Source organism: Streptomyces erythrochromogenes (genome assembly GCF_040684695.1).
Taxonomy (GTDB): Bacteria; Actinomycetota; Actinomycetes; order Streptomycetales; family Streptomycetaceae; genus Streptomyces; species Streptomyces erythrochromogenes_C.
Genome location: NZ_JBFBGM010000025.1, coordinates 1 through 17140 on the forward strand (window position 1 = coordinate 1; position 17140 = coordinate 17140).

15 protein-coding genes and 1 pseudogene are annotated in these 17140 nt (G+C 75.4%); 7 read left to right on the forward strand and 9 right to left on the reverse strand.

Translation table 11 applies throughout. The annotated features are described in order from the left end of the window. Positions 1 to 201: pseudogene (locus tag AB0O53_RS29385) on the reverse strand (4'-phosphopantetheinyl transferase family protein); the annotation flags it as partial. A gap of 633 nt (positions 202 to 834) precedes the next feature. Here AB0O53_RS29385 and AB0O53_RS29390 point away from each other — a divergent pair. Further along, on the forward strand, positions 835 to 1029 hold the full coding sequence (locus tag AB0O53_RS29390) for a hypothetical protein (protein ID WP_365199650.1): 195 nt from the start codon (positions 835 to 837) through the stop codon (positions 1027 to 1029). Between the two features lie 34 nt (positions 1030 to 1063). On the opposite strand, the gene AB0O53_RS29395 is transcribed toward AB0O53_RS29390, so the two are convergent. Beyond that, entirely contained in the window at positions 1064 to 2404 is a 1341-nt protein-coding gene (locus AB0O53_RS29395) for an MFS transporter (protein WP_365199653.1), read from the reverse strand. A gap of 23 nt (positions 2405 to 2427) precedes the next feature. After that, a complete protein-coding gene (locus tag AB0O53_RS29400) occupies positions 2428 to 3918 on the reverse strand; it encodes an alkyl sulfatase dimerization domain-containing protein (RefSeq protein WP_365199656.1) in 1491 nt (496 codons plus the stop codon). 296 nt (positions 3919 to 4214) lie between these two features. Here AB0O53_RS29400 and AB0O53_RS29405 point away from each other — a divergent pair, with 296 nt between their 5' ends. Beyond that, a complete protein-coding gene (locus tag AB0O53_RS29405) occupies positions 4215 to 5534 on the forward strand; it encodes a PucR family transcriptional regulator (RefSeq protein ID WP_365199658.1) in 1320 nt (439 codons plus the stop codon). A gap of 315 nt (positions 5535 to 5849) precedes the next feature. Here the strand turns inward: AB0O53_RS29405 and AB0O53_RS29410 are convergent, their stop codons facing one another. The 3 genes from AB0O53_RS29410 to AB0O53_RS29420 form a co-directional block, all read right to left on the reverse strand. Continuing rightward, entirely contained in the window at positions 5850 to 6044 is a 195-nt protein-coding gene (locus AB0O53_RS29410) for a hypothetical protein (protein ID WP_350999675.1), read from the reverse strand. A gap of 70 nt (positions 6045 to 6114) precedes the next feature. Then, entirely contained in the window at positions 6115 to 6906 is a 792-nt protein-coding gene (locus AB0O53_RS29415; RefSeq protein WP_350999676.1) for a hypothetical protein, read from the reverse strand. Next, positions 6906 to 7817 (reverse strand): MbnB/TglH/ChrH family RiPP precursor modification enzyme, encoded by a 912-nt coding sequence (locus tag AB0O53_RS29420; RefSeq protein ID WP_350999679.1) that lies wholly within the window; start codon positions 7815 to 7817, stop codon positions 6906 to 6908. Before AB0O53_RS29420 ends, AB0O53_RS29415 begins: the two co-directional genes overlap by 1 nt. A gap of 322 nt (positions 7818 to 8139) precedes the next feature. Between AB0O53_RS29420 and AB0O53_RS29425 the strand changes: the two genes are divergently transcribed. Further along, complete coding sequence (locus tag AB0O53_RS29425; RefSeq protein ID WP_365199661.1) at positions 8140 to 8388, forward strand: hypothetical protein; 249 nt, start codon at positions 8140 to 8142, stop codon at positions 8386 to 8388. 14 nt (positions 8389 to 8402) lie between these two features. Beyond that, positions 8403 to 10043 carry an FAD-dependent monooxygenase gene (locus AB0O53_RS29430; RefSeq protein ID WP_350999682.1) on the forward strand — a complete coding sequence of 547 codons (1641 nt, stop codon included), beginning with the start codon at positions 8403 to 8405 and terminating at the stop codon, positions 10041 to 10043. A gap of 82 nt (positions 10044 to 10125) precedes the next feature. Here AB0O53_RS29430 and AB0O53_RS29435 read toward each other — a convergent pair whose 3' ends face one another. The 3 genes from AB0O53_RS29435 to AB0O53_RS29445 form a co-directional block, all read right to left on the reverse strand. Further along, a complete protein-coding gene (locus AB0O53_RS29435; RefSeq protein WP_365199665.1) occupies positions 10126 to 11418 on the reverse strand; it encodes a cytochrome P450 in 1293 nt (430 codons plus the stop codon). Between the two features lie 319 nt (positions 11419 to 11737). Then, positions 11738 to 12469 carry an aquaporin gene (locus AB0O53_RS29440; protein WP_350999688.1) on the reverse strand — a complete coding sequence of 244 codons (732 nt, stop codon included), beginning with the start codon at positions 12467 to 12469 and terminating at the stop codon, positions 11738 to 11740. A gap of 166 nt (positions 12470 to 12635) precedes the next feature. Then, on the reverse strand, positions 12636 to 13430 hold the full coding sequence (locus AB0O53_RS29445; RefSeq protein ID WP_350999691.1) for a nitrilase-related carbon-nitrogen hydrolase: 795 nt from the start codon (positions 13428 to 13430) through the stop codon (positions 12636 to 12638). Between the two features lie 173 nt (positions 13431 to 13603). On the opposite strand from AB0O53_RS29445, the gene AB0O53_RS29450 reads away from it, so the two are divergent. The 3 genes from AB0O53_RS29450 to AB0O53_RS29460 all read left to right on the forward strand — a co-directional run bounded on the left by AB0O53_RS29450 (position 13604) and on the right by AB0O53_RS29460 (position 17097). Then, on the forward strand, positions 13604 to 14929 hold the full coding sequence (locus AB0O53_RS29450; RefSeq protein WP_350999694.1) for an ATP-binding protein: 1326 nt from the start codon (positions 13604 to 13606) through the stop codon (positions 14927 to 14929). After that, on the forward strand, positions 14926 to 15576 hold the full coding sequence (locus AB0O53_RS29455; RefSeq protein ID WP_350999697.1) for a response regulator: 651 nt from the start codon (positions 14926 to 14928) through the stop codon (positions 15574 to 15576). The genes AB0O53_RS29450 and AB0O53_RS29455 overlap by 4 nt, the downstream gene beginning before the upstream one ends. Positions 15577 to 15720: 144 nt before the next feature. Beyond that, positions 15721 to 17097 (forward strand): aminotransferase family protein, encoded by a 1377-nt coding sequence (locus AB0O53_RS29460; protein WP_350999698.1) that lies wholly within the window; start codon positions 15721 to 15723, stop codon positions 17095 to 17097. Positions 17098 to 17140 lie beyond the last annotated feature (43 nt).

Sequence of the window (17140 nt, forward strand, 5' to 3'; positions counted from 1 at the left end):
GCGGTGGGTGAGGCCGGGGGTGCGGAAGCGGGCGGCGCGTTCGCGTTCGGAGGCGTCGAGGATGGTGTGGGCGTGGGTGACGGGGTGGCCGCCGACGGTGTCGATGGTGGTGTTGAGGGCCCAGACGACGGGTGTGGTGGGGGTGGGTGCGGGTCCGGGGACGGGCGGGCGGGCGCCGAGGTGGTTGATGTACTCGATCACCCGTTTGAGACTAGTCGAGTCGGCCGAGGCTCCGGCTGAGACGGCCGGACGGGCCGGAGGGACGCCCGGCGCCTGATCCGCCGGAGCCCGGATCCCGGATCCCGGAGCCCGCAGCGCCGCCGGCGGCCGTGTATCGGCCGGGCCCGGCTCGCCGCGCACCACGGACCGGCCACGGCTGAGGCCGCGAGCCCGGCTTCCCGGGTCTCGCGGCCTCGTATGCGTCACTGGAACGAGGAACCGTCCTTCCGATGCGGAGGCGGCAGGTGACCGGCGGTCGCTATGCAGAGCGTGCAGAAAGCACAGCCCTTCTTCGGCCGGCCCGCTGCACCTTCCCGCGAGTCGAGCAACTCCATGAACACGGACGACGACCGGGGCGCTGTGGAGCCCGGCGCGGAGATCCTGCTCTTCATGAGGCGTCCTCCCAACATGGGCGATGGAAATTCCCATCCTCTCGGCCCTGGGTGAGAGCGGCCGTCATACGAACGGACGACCCGGCAGGACCCAGCGGGTCCTCCTGCGTCTCCGTGTCGTCCGGCGGACCGTGCGTTCGGCCGACAGAGCGGGCGGCACCGCTACGGCACGGTGGGGGACAGGTGAGCGTGACCCGAGACACCATCGCGAAGGAGCGGGACCATGATCCGCACGGAGAGCCCGGCGCAGTACCAGATCCACCAGATGGCCGACCGCTACGAGGTGCGGACGCGGGAGGGACGGATCCGGGGCGAGTACCTCTCCCTCGACGCCGCCGAGTGGGCGGTGGACCACAGCTTCGCCCCGGTGCCCGCCGCGAACGGCCTCGGAGGGTCCCCCGCGCTCCCGCACCGCTGAGCCACCGGCTCGCCGACCCGCCCGCCCCCGGCCGTCACACCACGTGGACGCCGGGGGCCGGCGCGCCGTCCGCGGGCACACCCAGGCGCCGGGCGTCGCGCTCCGGCCGCAGGAAGACCGCCGCGCACGCCCCCGCGGCCGCCAGCAGTGCGGCCGTCAGCAGCCAGGCCCGCTCGTACCCCGCCACCGCGGTCGGCGCCGCGTCGATCACCCGCCCCAGCAGCACCGGGGAGAGCACACCGCCCAGCGAGGCCACCCCCACGACGAGCCCCAGGACGGGACCGCGCCGACCGGCCGGCACGATCCGCCCGCACGCGGTCTGCGCGACCGTCATCATCACCGCCGACAGCGCCATCGGCCCCACCAGCATCGGCAGCCGCACCCACAGCGGCTCCGCGACGGCGAACACGGCGACGGAGCCCGCCGCGACCAGCATCAGCAGTCCCGCCCCGGCCCCCGAAGGCAACCTCGGCACATGGTCCGGACGCCGCGCCGAGCGCCGCTCCCACAGCCCGTGGCCGAGGAGGACCGCGCCGTTGGCGAGGGCTCCCGCGGCCACCACCGCCCCGGCGAGCGACCCGCTCCAGCCGAGGTCGGTCCGCAGGTAGTCCGGCACCCACGTGAGCTGGGAGCTCATGTGCCAGTAGGCGGCGAAGCAGCCCAGGACCGCGGCGAGGACGGTGGGGGAGCACAGGATCCGGCGCAGCGCCGGACCGGCGGTGCCCACCGCCCCTGCCCCTGCCCCTGCCCCTGCGCCGACGCCCCGGCCCGGCAGAGCGGGCGCCAGCGGCCCCTGCCCCCCGCGCCGTACCCACAGCGCCGCCCACCCGATCCCCGCGAGCCCCACCAGCCCGAACGACCAGCGCCACCCCCACCCGGCGATGACCCACGACAGCACGGGAGCCGCCACCGCCACCCCGACCGCCGCACCCACCATCAGGACGGCCGTCGGCAGGGTCCGGTCCCGCTGCGGGAACCAGCCGTAGAGGTGGTGCACGGCCACCGGTGCGGAGGGGCCCTCCGCGGCGCCGAGCAGGACCCGGGTGGCCACGAGGGTCCCGAAGCCGGCCGCCGTCCACAGCATCGGAAGCTGCGCCGCCGACCACAGCAGCGCCATGACCAGCAGCAGGACCGTCGTGCGCACCCTGCGGGTCAGCAGCGAGACGCCCACCGCGGAGAGCGAGAACAGGGCGAAGAACGCCGACTGCGCCGTGCCGAACTCCTCCCGGCCGAGCCCCAGGTCCCGCATGATGTCCGGACCGGCCAGCCCCAGCACGGCCTTGTCGGCGAAGTTGACGACCATGAACAGCAGGAGCAGCCGGGTGTTCGACCAGGCGCCCCGCTCGGCCGCGGCCGACGGCGGCGCGGGGGCCACGGGGCCGAGAGGGCGCGGCCGCCTCACCCCCGGGGTCCCGCGGCCGCCTCCTGAACCACCCCGCCACCGGTACCGGATTCGGCGTCCGAACGGTCCGTGCCCTCCGCCGCTCCGGCGACCTCCGCCGACGTACCGCCGGGGTCCGACAGCCCGACCCCGATCAGTCCCCCCGCGTGCCGCGCGCCCGCCTCGGTGCGGGCCAGCTCCGTGGCCACGTCCGTCCCCTCCACGACGGCCGCCGATTCCGCGGCCGCCCACGAGAAGACACCCCGGGCCATCGTCGAACTCTCGGATTCGGCCCGGCCGCCGTAGACCCGGGCCCGTACCAGAGCCACCGCGACATCGTCCGGGGCGGCCAGAGCGGCCGTCTCCGCCAGGTGGCAGGCGAGCCGCAGACGCCCCTCCGCGAACAGCGACATGGCCCGCCGGGCCAGTACGTCCGCACCGCCGGCGGCGGCGCACAGTTCGGCGGCGACCTCCGCCTCCGGCGCCGGCTTCAGGTGCGCGGGGTTGAGGTCGTACCAGCCGCCCCACAGCCGCCACAGGTTGCGGACCACGAACTCCGGCTCGTCGTACGCCGGGCGCAGGTACGGCTTCGCCAGCAGGTCCGCCGGGACCCGCACCCGCTGGACGACGGTGTCCAGGCGCGCCCCCTCGTTCATCAGGGCGCGCGTCTGCTCGCACAGGCTCTCCAGCAGCCGCGCCGTGTCCAGGAGTGCCTGACGGACCCGGTCCGCCCCCGTGATCGGTACGCCGTGCCCGGGCAGCAGCACCTCGGCGTCGAGGGCGGCCATGTCCCTCAGGGCCCGGGCCCATTCCTGCGGATACCGCTGGACCTTCTGCGGGTTGCCGGCGTTGGGGGAGTTCCATATGAACAGGTCGCCCGTGCACAGCACGCCGAGTTCGGGAACCCACACGTAGGTGTGGTCGTCGGTCTCGCCCCGTGCGTGCACCAGCTCGAAGGTGAGGGATCCCTGAAGCAGGGTGTGGCGGTCGCGGTAGGTGGTGTCGGGACGGCGGTACTCGGTCGGCCACTCCAGCCACGGCACGCCGAACTGACGCCGGTTGACCCACGCGTTGTAGCCGGCGGTGTCGCGGTACCGGTCGAACCGCGCGGCGACGGCCTCGTGGCCGATCACCTCCGGCGGCGTCTCCTCCTCGTCGAACGGGCCCGTACCGCCGACGTGGTCGACGTGCCCGTGCGTGAACACGACGGCGCGCACCGGCTCGGGGGAGAAGGCGCGTACCGCGGCGTGCCGCGGGGCCGCGCTGATCGCGTCGCCGGAGTCCACCATGACCAGGCCCGAACCGGTGTCGAAGACCACCGAGTTGGCGAATCCCGGGTACATCCCGACGCCGTCGCCCACCTGGACGAGGCGGTCCCCCGAGAAGCGGCCCTCGAGATGGGCGGTGAGGTCCTCCTCACCCCGCCAGACCCGGTCCGCGTACGCGAGGTACTCCTCCGTCCGGTCCGGTCCGGGCGGGTCGGTGGGGTTCGTCGTCGTGCCGTGCATGCCGTTCTCCTTGTCCGTACGGATGGGGTGCTTCTCGTGTGGTGGTCGTGGTCGTGGTGCCGGGGCGGCTCCCGGTGTGACGGATGTGATGGATATGGCGGATCCGTGAGGGGGCGGGGGACGGCGCCGGCGCGCGCGAGCGCACCCGCGCCGCACCCACGCTGTGAGGCGACGGGGGGCGGGGCCGCCTCACCTGCGCCGAGTCTGCGTCGCGGGGACGGGCGGCGACACAGCCCCTCGTCACACCCCGGGGGCGGCGATAGGGTGACGCATCACACCGAGACCCAGGGGGACACGTGGTCACGGAGGACGCCCGCGCTCTGGCCGTGCGCTGCGAGGCGCGGGCCAATTCACTGGCCCGCCGCCTGAGCCGGGAGTTCTTCGAATCGGTCCCGGGCTACGACCGCCTGCCGGCCGACCTGAAGGACCTGGAGATCGCGGCGACCGTCCGCCACGGCGTCCGCACCTTCCTGCGCGGCGTGGTCGCCCCGCCGTCGGCGGCGGACGCGTACCGGATCTTCGCCGAGCGGGCCGGGCAGCGCGCCGAGGAGGGCGTCCCGCTCGACCTGCTCCTGCGGGCCTACGCCGTCGGGGTCCACGGCCTGTGGGAGGTCCTGCGCCGGGAGGCGCGCCCCGGTGAGGAGGCGGCCCTGGCCGAACTCGTCGACCTGCTGCTGCGAACCCAGAGCGAGGTCGTCGGCGTGGTGACCCGCAGCTACCTCGACGCGGCGGCAGCCCTGGCGCAGGAGGACCGCTCGGGCCACGACCGACTGGTCCGCGACGTCCTGGACGGAACGTGCCACCCGGAAGAGGCCCGGGCCCGGGGCCTGTCGCTCGACGGTCCGCTGCTGCTGGTCGCCTTCGCCCCACGGGCTCCCCGCGACGAGGACCCGGGCGGGCACGGGTCCGCAGGCCGCGGCGCCGACGGAGCGCGCGCCCCGCACGGCTCCCCGCACGAGTCCCCGGACGGCCGCGAGGGCGGCGCGGTCGTCCGGAGGCGGCGGCTCCGCGGTGTGCGGGCCGCTCTGGGCCGGTCCTTCGGCACCGACGTGCCCGCCGTCCTGGAACCGGGACACGACGGCCGCGGAACGGTCGGCCGGGCCCTGGTGGCCGGACGGTCCGGGGTCCCCGAGGATCTGGCCGGTTCCCTGTCGCGGGGATACGGCCACCCGGTCCACGTCGCCGCGGTTCCGGCTCCCGATGCCTCCGGGATCGCGGAGGCTTCCCGTACGGCGGTGGAGATCGTACGGATCGCCAGGGCGCGGGGCCTCGCCGCCGAAGGGCCGGGCCACCGCCTGGACGACGTCCTGCTGGAGTTCCACCTGTCCCGGCCGGGCCCGAGCGGCGACCGCATCGCCGCCCTGCTGGATCCGGTGGCGCGCCGGCCCGAGCTGCTCGCCACCCTGCGCACCCATCTGGAACTGTGCAGGGACCGCCGGGCCACCGCGGCCCGGCTCGGCGTCCATCCGAACACCGTGGACAAGAGGCTCGCGCGGCTGACCGCGCTCACCGGTCTGGACCTCGCACTGCCCCACGACTCGGCCCTCGCGCTGGCGGCCCAGCTGCTGCGGGAGGCGCGGGCGGACGGCCCGCGGCGGGACCCGGACGGCGGGTGAGACGAGCGGCGGGGGCGTGGGACACCGGCCGGTGCCGCCCTCGTCCCCCTGCAACCGGTGAGGGCGGCACCGCTTCGCCGCCGCACCGGTACGACGGGCACACCGGCCCGCCGCCTCTCCCCCCGCGGACGAGGCGGCACGGCCGGCCCGGTCCGGAGCGCGACCGGAACAGCTTCGCGGGCCGGCCGCACCGGCACGTGAGTGGTCACCACTCAATCCGGACCCGGTCCGGCCAGGTCCCACCGGGCGGACGCGCCGGCCGGGGGCGGATCGGGATCCGCCCCCGGAACGGCACGGGCGACGCCGGTGCATGCGCTAGCGGGACCGGCCGGCCGCGGCGCGCGGCGGACGGGTCAGGGACGGGTCGGCGGCCTGGGTGCAGAAGACGCAGAAGCAGTTGAAGTCCCGGGGCGGGCCGGACCGGCGGGACGCCACGCCGTCGGGCAGCGGCGTCAGGGAGAGCGCCGGGCCGAAGGCACCGGCGGACGGTTCGGGGAACGTGCTGTTCATGGGAATCCCTCCTCGTCGGAGTGGGTGGACGGGTCGCCTCCAGGACACCGGACGGGCCCGGGAGGACGCGTCATACGGTCGGACGAACCTGGTGGACGAGCGTCGGTACCGCGCGCACGATGTCGCCGGCCACCAGCCGCTCCAGCAGCTCGAGGGCCTCGGCCTCGGGCAGGTCGGCGTCCCGCGCGGCCTCGCGGCCCGTACGGGTGCCGTCGCAGCCGGCCATGAGGAGTCCGGTACCGGCGCCGATCCGGTAGGCCCGCAGCGGCGCGTCCCACGCCCGCTGGAGCAGCACGGTCACCTCCTCGCGGGGCAGCCGGACCGGCGCCCCGGCGTCGGTCACGTCGTGCCCGTACGTCGCCACGCGCACCGCCGGCGACAGGACCAGCGGGACCCCGTCGGCGTGCGGCAGCGGCGCGAGGCGTCCGGGGCGACAGGACTCGGCGGCCGCGGAGTCGTTGAGCAGGAGGTACTGGTCGAGCTCGAACCGGCCGAAGTCGGCCGTCCCGGGCGGCAGTCCGTCGAAGGCCAGCAGGCGCTCGCAGGCCCGTACGATCCCCATGGGCTCGTCCGGGTCCTCGCGGAGCGTGGTCGTGGTCAGGAACGCGTCGAGCACCCGCGGATGGTGCTCGGCCAGCTCCTCCACCGTCCGCGGGATGCCGACCGAGAGGTGGATCCGGCGCTTGGCGCCGCTCTCCTCGGCCATGAACGCGTAACTCTCGCCGTCGACCCCGGCCAGCACCGCCAGTTCCGCGTCGGACAGTCCGAAGCGGGCCTGGACCGCGCCGGGGTCGTCGCGCAGCTCCGGTACCAGGGTCCCGGGGGAGGCGATGACCGAGGCGAACGCCTCGCGCAGGCCCATCACCGCACCCCCGCCCGCGGCCCGCCGGCGCCGTCGAGGATGCGTCGGGCGTGGTCGAGCTCCTCCTGCAGTTCTGCGAAGTCGTCGGGGAAGTTCTGGTCCCGCTCCAGCAGCGTGGCGCGCACCGGGGCCCTGGCCACCAGCTCCGTGAGCAGGTCCCAGACTGCGGGCGGCACCGGTTCGCTGTGCGTGTCCAGGTCCATCCGGTCGTCCTCGCCGCCGGTCCCGCCCGCCAGGTGCACTTGCACGACGCGCTCCACCGGGATCGTGTCGAGGAACTCCATGGCCGAGTAGCCGTGGTTGCGCGCGTTGATGTCGAGGTTCGTCAGGTCCAGCAGCAGCCCGCACTCGCAGTGCTCCATCACCTCGGCGATGAACTGCGCCTCGGAGAGCGGCGATTCCAGATTGATGTAGTACGTGACGTTCTCCAGGATCAACGGCCTGCCGACGGCGGCCTGGACGCGCTGGGCGCGCCGGCCCACCTCACGGGCGATCTCCCGGGTCCGGGGCAGTGGGGTCAGGGTGCTCAGGGCCACGCCCGCGGCGCGGGTGAAGCACAGGTGGTCGCTGAACCAGGGCGCGTCGATCTCGTCGACGAGCCGGGCCAGGGCGTCCACGTACCGGGGCGAGGGCTCGCGCGGGGCACCGATCGACAGCTCCAGGCCGTGCGGCACGACGCGGAACCGGCGGCGCAGACGGTGCAGGACGTCACGGACGTCCGGCGGGGCGAACAGGTAGTGCTCGGTGATCACTTCGAGCCAGTCGACGCGGCTCCCGGGAGAGCCGATGGCGTCCTTGATCTCGGTGCGGTAGCCGATCCCCGAGCCGAGGTAAGGCAGGCCCCCCACCGGCACGGCGGTGGCGGCGGTGGCGGTGACCGGGGCGGCGGGGCGCGAAGGTGCGGTGGTCATGGACGGGTCCTCTCACGGTGCGGGCCGGTGTTCGTACGGCCTCCTGCAGTCACCGTAGGAACGGCGGACCGGCCGCCTCGTCCTGCAGTCGGGCCATCGACGGGACGACGTGCAACGGGACGACGTCCGCGCGGGGCCGGCCGCACACCCCGACGCGGCGGTCGTCCCCCGGTTCGGCCGGTCGGACGACACCGGCGCGGGCCCCCGCGGGCTGCACTGGAGGGGTGGTGCGGCCCCCCGCACCATCCGGCCCGGAGCCCCGGACGCACGCATGCCCGTCCGGGCCCGTGCCGGTCACCGACCTGCGGAGGGACGAAGGACCATGAGGAAGCACCGCAAGCAGACGGACACGACCGCCCCGGACACGACGACCCCGGACACGACCACCCCGGACGGGGCGGACCGCGGCCGGCTCGCCCAGACCGGACGCACCGGCCGCGGCACCCCGCGAGCCGAAGGCTGGCTGTCCTTCTGCGTCGGCCGCGCCATGAACACACCCCCCGCCTCGGCCGACCGGGCCCGCGCCCAGCGCATCGGCATGGCCGTCGCGACGGCTTCGATCGGCCGCTGAGCCGCTGCCCCGGCATGATCACCGCGACGGACACCGGCCCGGCCCCCCGCCCCGCCGACGACAAGGGGCCCGGCCCCGACCACGTGCCGGTCCTCGTCGTCGGCGGAAGCCTCAGCGGCCTGTCGGCCGCCGTGCTGCTCGCCCACCACGGCGTGAAGTGCCTGGTGGTGGAGCGCCGTTCCGGCATCGGCACCCACCCCCGCTCACGCGTGCTCACCGCGCGCTCGGGCGAGGTCTTCCGCTCCGTCGGTCTGGAGCCCGCCATCGACGCCGTGAGCAGCCGCCCCAGCGGCTGGTTCCACGCACGCACCCTCGCCGACGCCACGTACACCCGGCTCGGCGCGCCCGGGGACCCGACCCTGCCCGTCAGCCCCGCCGGCAGCCGGCTCTGCGACCAGAACCGCCTCGAACCGATCCTGCTGGCCGAGGCCCGCCGCCGCGGTGCCCGGGTGCTCTTCGGCCGCGAACTCACCGGCTTCGTCCAGGACCCGTACGGCGTCACCGCCCGGATCCTCGACCGCTCCACCGGCCGGTCCCGCACCGTCCGGTGCTGCTACCTCCTGGCCGCCGACGGCACCCGCAGTCCCGTCCGCGAGGCCCTCGGCATCGCACTGCACGGCCGCCGCGGCGCACCGCGCTTCCTCAGCACGGTGTTCGCCGCCGACCTCGACCCCGTGCTGCACGGCCGCCGCCCCACCGCCGTGGTGTTCCCGGACCGCGAGGTGCTCTTCGCCCGCGGCACCCCGCACGCCCCGCTGTGGGAGTACGGCATCCCCGACATCCCGCTCGCCACCGGAGCACGCGAGGAGGAGCTCGGCCGCTACGCCCGGGACCGGCTGCGCCGGGTCACCGGGCTGCCCGGACTCGAACCCGACGTGCACAGCGTGCTGCGCTGGGGCGCCTCCGCGGTGGTGGCCGAACGGTTCGGCGAGGGCCGGGTGTTCCTGCTGGGCGACGCCGCCCACACCATGCCCGTCATCGGCGGACTCGGCGGCAACACCGGCATCCAGGACGCCCACAACCTCGCCTGGAAACTCGCCGCGGTGCTGCACGGCAGCGCGGACGGCCGTCTCCTCGACACCTACGACGCCGAGCGCAGCCGCGTCGCGGCCCACACCCTCTGGCACGTACTCGCCACCGCCCGCGCCCTGCCGGAAGCCCTGGACCCGGAGACCCTCCAGCTCGGATACCTCTACCCCGACCCCGCCGGAGGTCCGGACGCGGGCCCCTGCGAGGACCCGTACCACCCCACCGGGCGGCCCGGCAGCCGGGCACCGCACCTGTGGCTCCCGCAGGACGGCGACCGCGCCCGGGTGTCGGTGCTCGACCTCTTCGGGGCCGGGTTCACGCTGCTCGCCGGTCCGCTCGGGCAGCGCTGGCTGCCCGCCGGGACGAGGGCCGCGGCCGGATCCGGGGCCCCGTTCCACGCGTACCGGATCGGCGGCCCGCACGCCGGCCTGCGCGATCCGCGCCGGGCCTTCCCCGCCCTCTACGGCATCGGCCCCGACGGGGCCGTGCTGGTGCGGCCCGACGGCTACGTCGCCCGGCGCTGGGAGACGGCGCCCCGCACGGACACCGCCCTGGAACACGCGGTGTGCGAGGCCCTGGCGCGGCCCGCGTACTGCGCCCCGGAGTCCGTCCGCGGCGCGGCGTGAGGCCGCGCCGTCGAAGACGCGACACGCGAAGGGCCGTACGGGCTCCCAGCCCGTACGGCCCTGCTGCGCGCCCCGAGCCGCCTCAGGGGCGTACGCCGGCACAGGCGACGGGCAGCGCGCGCGGGCCGCGCAGGACCGCGTTGCGCCGGTAGGGCGGCGGGTCCGCGAGCAGCCGGGGCCCCTCCAGCCGTGCCGCGAGCCGGCTCAGCGCGATCTGCGCCTCCAGGCGCGCCAGCGGCGCCCCGAAGCAGCTGTGGATGCCGCTGCCCAGGCCCAGGTGCTGCAGGTCGCGCCGGTCGGGGTCGAACCGCTCGGGGTCGGTGAACTGCTCCGGGTCCCGATTGCCGGCGGCGAGCATCAGCCATACCGAGGCGCCCTGAGGGATGGTGGTGCCGCGTACCTCGACGGGGCTGAGCGGCGTGCGCTGCGGCAGCAGCTGGACGGGGGGTTCGTAGCGCAGGAGTTCCTCCACCAGCGGGGCGGCGAACCCGGGGTCCTGCCGCAGGCGTTCGAGCGCCGCGGGATGCCGCAGCAGGGTGAGCATGCCGTTCGCGATCAGGTTGACCGTGGTCTCGTGCCCGGCGACGAGGAGCAGCGCGGAGGTGGTGAGCAGCTCCATCGTGCTCATGGGGCCGTCCGGGCCGTCGCCCGCCGCGAGCCGGGAGATCATGTCCTCACCGGGGTGGCGCCTGCGCTCCTCGATGAGCTCGGCGAGGTATCCGCCGAGTGCGAGCCGGGCGTCGTGGGAGGCGCGCAGGCGCTCGGTCGGGTCGGGTGCGTCCGGGTCGGGGTCGAGGCTCGCCGCGACGGCTTCGGCCCAGACGTGGAACCGGGGTTCATCCTCGCGGGGTACGCCCAGCAGCCGGCAGATCACGGTCACCGGGAAGGGGTAGGCGAACGCGCCGACCAGGTCGATGTCGTCGGGGTCCGCGTCGGACCCGATGCGGTCGATGAGGCCGTCGACGACGGTGGTCAGTTCGGCGCGCATGTCGTGGACCTTGTGCGGCGAGTGCGGCGGGCCGAAGGGGTGGTTGGTCATCCGGCGCAGCCGGTCGTGCTCGGGCGGGTCGAGGCGCAGGAAGCCGGGAGGCAGCACGCCCGAGCGGCCGCCGTCCGGGCCGCCGCTCCCGCCGCTCCCGTCGGCCTCGACCGCCTCGATCAGCGGATCGCCCGTGTCCGTCGTGAGGTTGCGGGCATCGGAGCTGATCCGCGGGTCGTGCAGCAGCAGCCGGATGTCCCGGAACCCGCTGACCACGTACGGGCCGCCGGGCTCGTGCCACACCGGGGTCCGGCGCAGTTCGGCGTACAGCGGGTACGGGTCGGGGCGGCTGGCATGGTCGAGGATGCGGTGCAGCAGGTTCTCTTCCTGGCTCATGGCGGTGCCTTTCCATCGGGCTTCGGGGGAGGGGAGGACGGGCAAGCCCGTCCGGGGCCGCCCGCGCGCCGGCACGGGCGGCCCCGGCGGCCCCGGCCGGGCGTCCTCCTCCAGGGTGGGAACGGCCCCGCTCCGCCCTGTCCTCCGGACGGTCCGTACCGCGACGACACCGTGCCCCGGCCGCCGGCCTCTCGCCGCCCTCGCGCCGATCGAGGACGCCTGGCACCGCACCCCGGTCGAGCAGCCGCGCAAGCCGGTGGGCGGGGTTCCGGGGAGGAACCCCGCCCACCGGCCGGTGCGTGGGCGCGCGGACCGCTCCTCACACGGCGCCCGCGGTCACGGTGTCGCGGCCCGTCACCACGGTGGTGACGCGCGGCACGGGGTGGACCAGCCGGTCCACGCCCGCCGCCAGCGCACCGCCCACCAGCGGGGCCACGAGGAACAGCCACAGCTGGGACAGGGCCGCACCCCCGGCGAACACGGCCGGACCCAGGCTGCGCGCCGGGTTCACCCCGCAGCCCGTCAGCGGCAGTCCGACCAGCACCAGCGCGGAGAGGGTGAGGCCGATCGCGGCGCCGCCCGCACCGGGAGCCGCGCCGCGGCGGGTGACGCCCAGCACCACCAGGACCAGGAGCATGGTCAGGACGGCCTCCGCGAGGAAGGCGCCGGCCCCGTTGATGCCGACGGCGGAGCGGGAGCCCCAGCCGTTGGTGCCGAAGGCACCGTGCACGCTGAACCCGGGGATCGCGCTGACCAGTACGTAGAGCACGCCCGCGCCGACGACACCGCCCGCGCACTGCGCGACGGCGTAACGGACGGCGGTCCGCGGGCCGATCCGCCCGGCCAGGAGCAGACCGAAGGTCACCGCGGGGTTGAGGTGGGCCCCGGAGACCGGGCCGAGGGCGTAGGCGAGGGCCAGCAGGACCAGGCCGAAGACGAGGGCGATGCCGATCGGTCCGATCAGCGGCCCGGCGACGGCGGCGGCCCCCACACCGAAGAAGACGAGCAGGGCGGTGCCGGTGAACTCGGCGGCGATGGCACGGTCGTTCATGATGACGGACTCCCGAAGGTCGTGGAGGGGGCGCGGCGTTGCGCCCTTTCGACTGTGCGGGAGGGGCACGCGCCGGCGCGTCGTCCGGCGGGTCCGGCCACCGAGCGGACCGCCCTCCTCCGCCCTCTCGCCCGAACGAAGGACAACCGGGCGGGCGACGCCCGGATCAGCGCACGGGAGCGGGGATGCCCAGGACACGGTCGCGCAGGACGGGGAGTTCGGCCCGGACGCGGTCCACCTCGTTCGGGTCGATGGCGGAGGTGAGGACCTCCTCGTCCTCGCCCGCCTCGGCCAGGACCGTGCCCCACGGGTCGACGACCATGCTGTGACCGGCCTGCCGGACCCCGCCGTGCTCACCCGCGGCGACACAGGCCAGGACGAAGCACTGCTCCTCGACGGCCCGCGTACGGACGAACAGCCGCAGGTGCTCCAGCCGCCCGGCCGGCCAGGCCGCCGGGACCACCAGGAACCGCGCCCCGGCGTCGAGCAGGGCCCGGAACAGCTCCGGGAAGCGCAGGTCGTAACAGGTGGCCAGACCGATCGGGCCGGAGCCCGTCGGCACGGTCACGATCCGCTCGCCGGCCCCCATCAGGGCCGCCTCCCCGGTGTCGAAGCCGTACCGGTGGATCTTGCGGTAGTGGCCCCGGAGAGCGCCGTCCGGACCGAACACCAGGGCGGTGTTGTAGAGGGTCCCGTCCGGGGCGCGTTCCACGATGGTCCCGGCGTGCAGCCAGACGGCTGCGTCCCTGGCCGCGCCGGACATCGCCCGCGCGGTTGGCCCGTCCAGCGGCTCGGCGTCACGGGACCAGGTGGCATGGTTCCAGGCCCCGGCGGCCCACCCTTCGGGCAGGACCACCAGATCGTCCCCGGCCCGGGCCCGTACGAGGCCCGCCGCCCGACGGCGGCGGGCCGACGCGTCCTCGGTGTCGTCGACGCGGAGCTGGATCAGTGTGGCGCGCATGGCGTCCTCCTCTCGGGACCGCGCTCTCGCGGCCGCGCCAGCGTAGGAAGCGGTCCCGCGCGGGGGCACCACCCGGCCGGGCCGCCCACCGGCCCTACCGGATCCTCCCTCCCGCACCCGTTCGGGGGACACGGCACCCGGCCCGATACGACGACCCGGCCTAAAATGGGACGGTGCACCAGGACGGCAGCGAAGGCGCCGGACGCAACGGGGTCGGGCACTGGCCGCCGGTGGAGCCCGGCGCCGCCGGGGCCGACGCGGTCGCCGCCATCTACCTCGACTTCGACGAACAGGCACAGCGCCTGCGCAGCATCCTGCGGCTCGGCCTCGTGGCCGTCATGGCGCTGGTGGCGTGGGCGGGCACCCCGCCCGACCAGTGGCCCGCACAGTTCGCCCTGGTCGGCGTGTACGGGCTGCTGTCCCTGGTGACCTGGTGGATGTGGCGGCACCGGCCCGTCCGGGCCCGGCGCATCCGTGAGACGACCCCGATGGCGATCATGGACGTGGGTGCCGTGTGCGCCCTGCAGTTCCTGTCCGTCGGCAGCTACCTCTCGCTCGGCCTGCTGGCCTTCCTGCCGTTCTTCACCGCCACCCACCCCGGCCGCAAGGCGCTCCTGCTGTCGCTGGCGGCCATCGCGGGCGGCGGAGCCGTCCTCTCCGACCCGGCCTTCCGCCGGCAGCTCGGCACCGGCCAGGGCCTGGCCATCCTCGCCATGCTGGTCCTGCTGTGCGCCGTCGCGATCGCGGTGTCGCGGGTCCAGGAACGCCGGCTCGCGAGCGTGGCCGCACTGACGATCAGCCGCTCCGTGCTGCTGGAGGACGTCGTATCGGCCGAGAGCCGGGAACGCCGCGCCGTCGCCGAGTCCGTGCACGACGGTCCGCTGCAGACGGTCCTGGCGGTACGCCAGGACCTCGGCCAGGCACGCAAGGCCGCCGACGGCGGCCCCGCGTACGTGGACCGGGCGTACGAGCTGCTCGCCGACGTCGAACGCGAACTGCGCCAGGTCAGCGTGACGCTGCACCCCTCCGTGCTGGAGCAGGCCGGCCTGGCCGCGGCGGTGCGGACCCTCGCGGAGACCGCCGCGGAACGTGGCGGCATCACCGTCGACTGCGCCCTGGACCGCACCCCCAGGACCCCTGCCGACCCCATGCTCTTCGGGGCGGCCCGCGAGCTCCTCGGCAACGTCGTCCGGCACGCCCGGGCCACGCGCGTCCGCGTGGGGCTGCGGGACACCGGGACTGCGGTGATCCTGGAAGTGCAGGACGACGGGGTCGGCGTGGACCCGGGCCTGCTCGCCGACCGGCTGGCCGAGGGCCACATCGGAATGGCCTCGCAACGCGCCCGGATCGAGGCCCTGGGAGGACGCATGGAGCTGCTCCCCGCGGAACGCGGCACCTGGGTACGGGTCACCGTGCCCCTGGACCGCCACCGGGACCCGGACGTCAACCCCGACCCCGCCGCGACCCTGCCCGGCGACTCGGGCGGCGAGACGGCATGACGTACGGACAGAAGGAACGGGTCCGCGTGGTCGTCGGCGACGACCACCCCGTCTACCGGGAGGGCATCGTCTCCGCGCTGACCGGCAGCGGCCGCATCGAGGTCGTGGCGTCCGTCGCCGACGGACGCGCCGCCCTGGAGGCGATCCGTGAGCACGGGCCCGCGGTGGCCCTGCTCGACTACCGGATGCCGGAGCTCGACGGGCTGGAGGTGGCGCACGCCGTCGCCCGGGACGAGTTGCAGACCCGGGTGCTGCTGCTGTCGGCCACGACCGAGAGCGACGTCGTCTACCGGGCCGTGCAGGAGGGCGCCGCCGGATACCTCTCCAAGGGCGCCGACCGCGACGACATCGTCGCGGCCGTCATGGCCTGCGCCAAGGGCGAGAGCGTGCTGCCGCCCGAACTGGTCACCGGACTCGCCTCCGAGGTGCGCTCGCGCGCCCGGTCGGAGGAACCGCTGCTCAGCGCCCGCGAACGGCAGGTCCTCCAGATGATCGCGCAGGGCCTGTCGGTGCCCGACATGGCCAAGGAGCTCTACCTCGCGCCGACCACGGTCAAGACGCACCTGCGCCGGCTGTACGAGAAGCTCGGCGTGTCCGACCGGGGCGCGGCCGTCGCCAAGGCGATGCGGACGCACCTGCTCGAATGACCCCCGGAGCCGGGTGCGCCCGGGGCCGTCCGTGCCCGGGCCACCCCGCCGTCGTCCCGGGCATCGCTCGAACGCATGAAGGGCCCCAGGGGCACCGTGCCTACCGTGAACGCGTCCTGCACGGCGCGACGCGAGGAGGCGCACATGCTGCCGAAGACCCCCCTGCCGGCCGGGCTCCACCCGGCCGCGGCCACCGCCCCGGACCGGGACGCCGGCTACCCGGTCCTGCTCCCCAATGCCCTGGTCGGCCGGTCCCCGGCCGACAGGCTCTGCCTCGTGCGCGGCCGCGGAGCGGTGGTGTGGGACAGCACCGGCCGGGCGCTGATCGACACCCTCGCCGGACTCGGCCAGTGCGCGGTCGGCTACGGCCGCGGTGAACTCGCCGACGCGGCGGCCGCGCAGATGCGCGAACTGATGGCCTACCCGCTGCACGCCGGACCGGTCAACGAGCCGGCGCTGCTGCTGGCCCGCAGGCTCGTGGGCCTCTCACCGGTGCCCGGCAGCCGGGTGTTCTACACCTCCTCGGGCAGCGAGGGCACCGAGACCGCCCTGAAGCTGGCCCGCCTCGCGCACTTCCACCGCGACGGGCGGCACCGGCCGTACGTGCTCGCCCTGGAGGGCTCCTACCACGGCGCGACCGCCGGAGCCCTCGCCGTCACCGCCCGCGACGAGGTCCACCAGGGCCTGGGCGCCGGGTCCTCCCGGTACACCGTCCGGCTCACCCGGCCCGACCCGGCCGCACTCGGCCCGGACGCCGTCCCGTACCTGGTGGCCGAACTGGAGGAGCGGATCCGGAGCGTCGGAGCCTCCCGCATCGGCGCGTTCATCGGCGAGCCGGTCATGGGTGTGGCGGGCAACGTGGTGCCGCCCGCCGGCTACTGGCCCGCCGTACGGCGCGTCCTCGACGCCCACGGCATCCTGCTCGTCGCCGACGAGGTGGCGACCGGATACGGGCGCACCGGCGACTGGTTCGCCTCGCCGGGCCTCGGCCTCGAACCGGACATCGTGGTCACGTCGAAGGCCCTGACGAGCGGCTACATCCCCATGGGGGCGGTCCTGGTCGGCCGCCGAGTCCTGGAAATGCTGGACGGTTTCCCGCTGCGGCACGGTTTCACCGCGAGCGGGCACGCCACGGCCGCGGCCGTGGCGCTGGCCAACCTCGACATCATCGAACGGGAGAACCTGACCTGCCGGGCCGCCGCGACCGGCGCCGCGATACTGGCGGCGCTGCGCCCGTTGGAGGACCTGCCCTGGGTCCGCACGGTGCGCGGCAGGGGCCTGATGCTGGCGGTGGAACTGACCGGCGACCCGGCGATCGCGGAACGGGCCCGCGCGATCCCCGCCCGGGCCGCCGCCGCGGGCGTACTCGTCCCCCGCGCGGTCGGCGCGATCCGGCTGACCCCGCCCCTCGTCCTCACGGACGGCCAGGCGGAGCGGGTGGTGGACGTGGTGAGCGCCGAGGTACGCCGACTGGGCACGCCCCACGTCCCCGCGGCGGGCCCCCGAGTCCCCTGCCCCTGAACGCCGCCTCCGCACGCCCGCCGAAGAACCCCCGGTCCGCGAC

Coding starts and splice junctions, on each gene's coding strand:
- AB0O53_RS29435 (WP_365199665.1), bottom strand. CDS start 11,418: ATGAGCCAGGAAGAGAACCTGCTGCACCGCATCCTCGACCATGCCAGC.
- AB0O53_RS29430 (WP_350999682.1), top strand. CDS start 8,403: ATGATCACCGCGACGGACACCGGCCCGGCCCCCCGCCCCGCCGACGAC.
- AB0O53_RS29390 (WP_365199650.1), top strand. CDS start 835: ATGATCCGCACGGAGAGCCCGGCGCAGTACCAGATCCACCAGATGGCC.
- AB0O53_RS29440 (WP_350999688.1), bottom strand. CDS start 12,469: ATGAACGACCGTGCCATCGCCGCCGAGTTCACCGGCACCGCCCTGCTC.
- AB0O53_RS29410 (WP_350999675.1), bottom strand. CDS start 6,044: ATGAACAGCACGTTCCCCGAACCGTCCGCCGGTGCCTTCGGCCCGGCG.
- AB0O53_RS29400 (WP_365199656.1), bottom strand. CDS start 3,918: ATGCACGGCACGACGACGAACCCCACCGACCCGCCCGGACCGGACCGG.
- AB0O53_RS29420 (WP_350999679.1), bottom strand. CDS start 7,817: ATGACCACCGCACCTTCGCGCCCCGCCGCCCCGGTCACCGCCACCGCC.
- AB0O53_RS29445 (WP_350999691.1), bottom strand. CDS start 13,430: ATGCGCGCCACACTGATCCAGCTCCGCGTCGACGACACCGAGGACGCG.
- AB0O53_RS29415 (WP_350999676.1), bottom strand. CDS start 6,906: ATGGGCCTGCGCGAGGCGTTCGCCTCGGTCATCGCCTCCCCCGGGACC.
- AB0O53_RS29460 (WP_350999698.1), top strand. CDS start 15,721: ATGCTGCCGAAGACCCCCCTGCCGGCCGGGCTCCACCCGGCCGCGGCC.
- AB0O53_RS29425 (WP_365199661.1), top strand. CDS start 8,140: ATGAGGAAGCACCGCAAGCAGACGGACACGACCGCCCCGGACACGACG.
- AB0O53_RS29455 (WP_350999697.1), top strand. CDS start 14,926: ATGACGTACGGACAGAAGGAACGGGTCCGCGTGGTCGTCGGCGACGAC.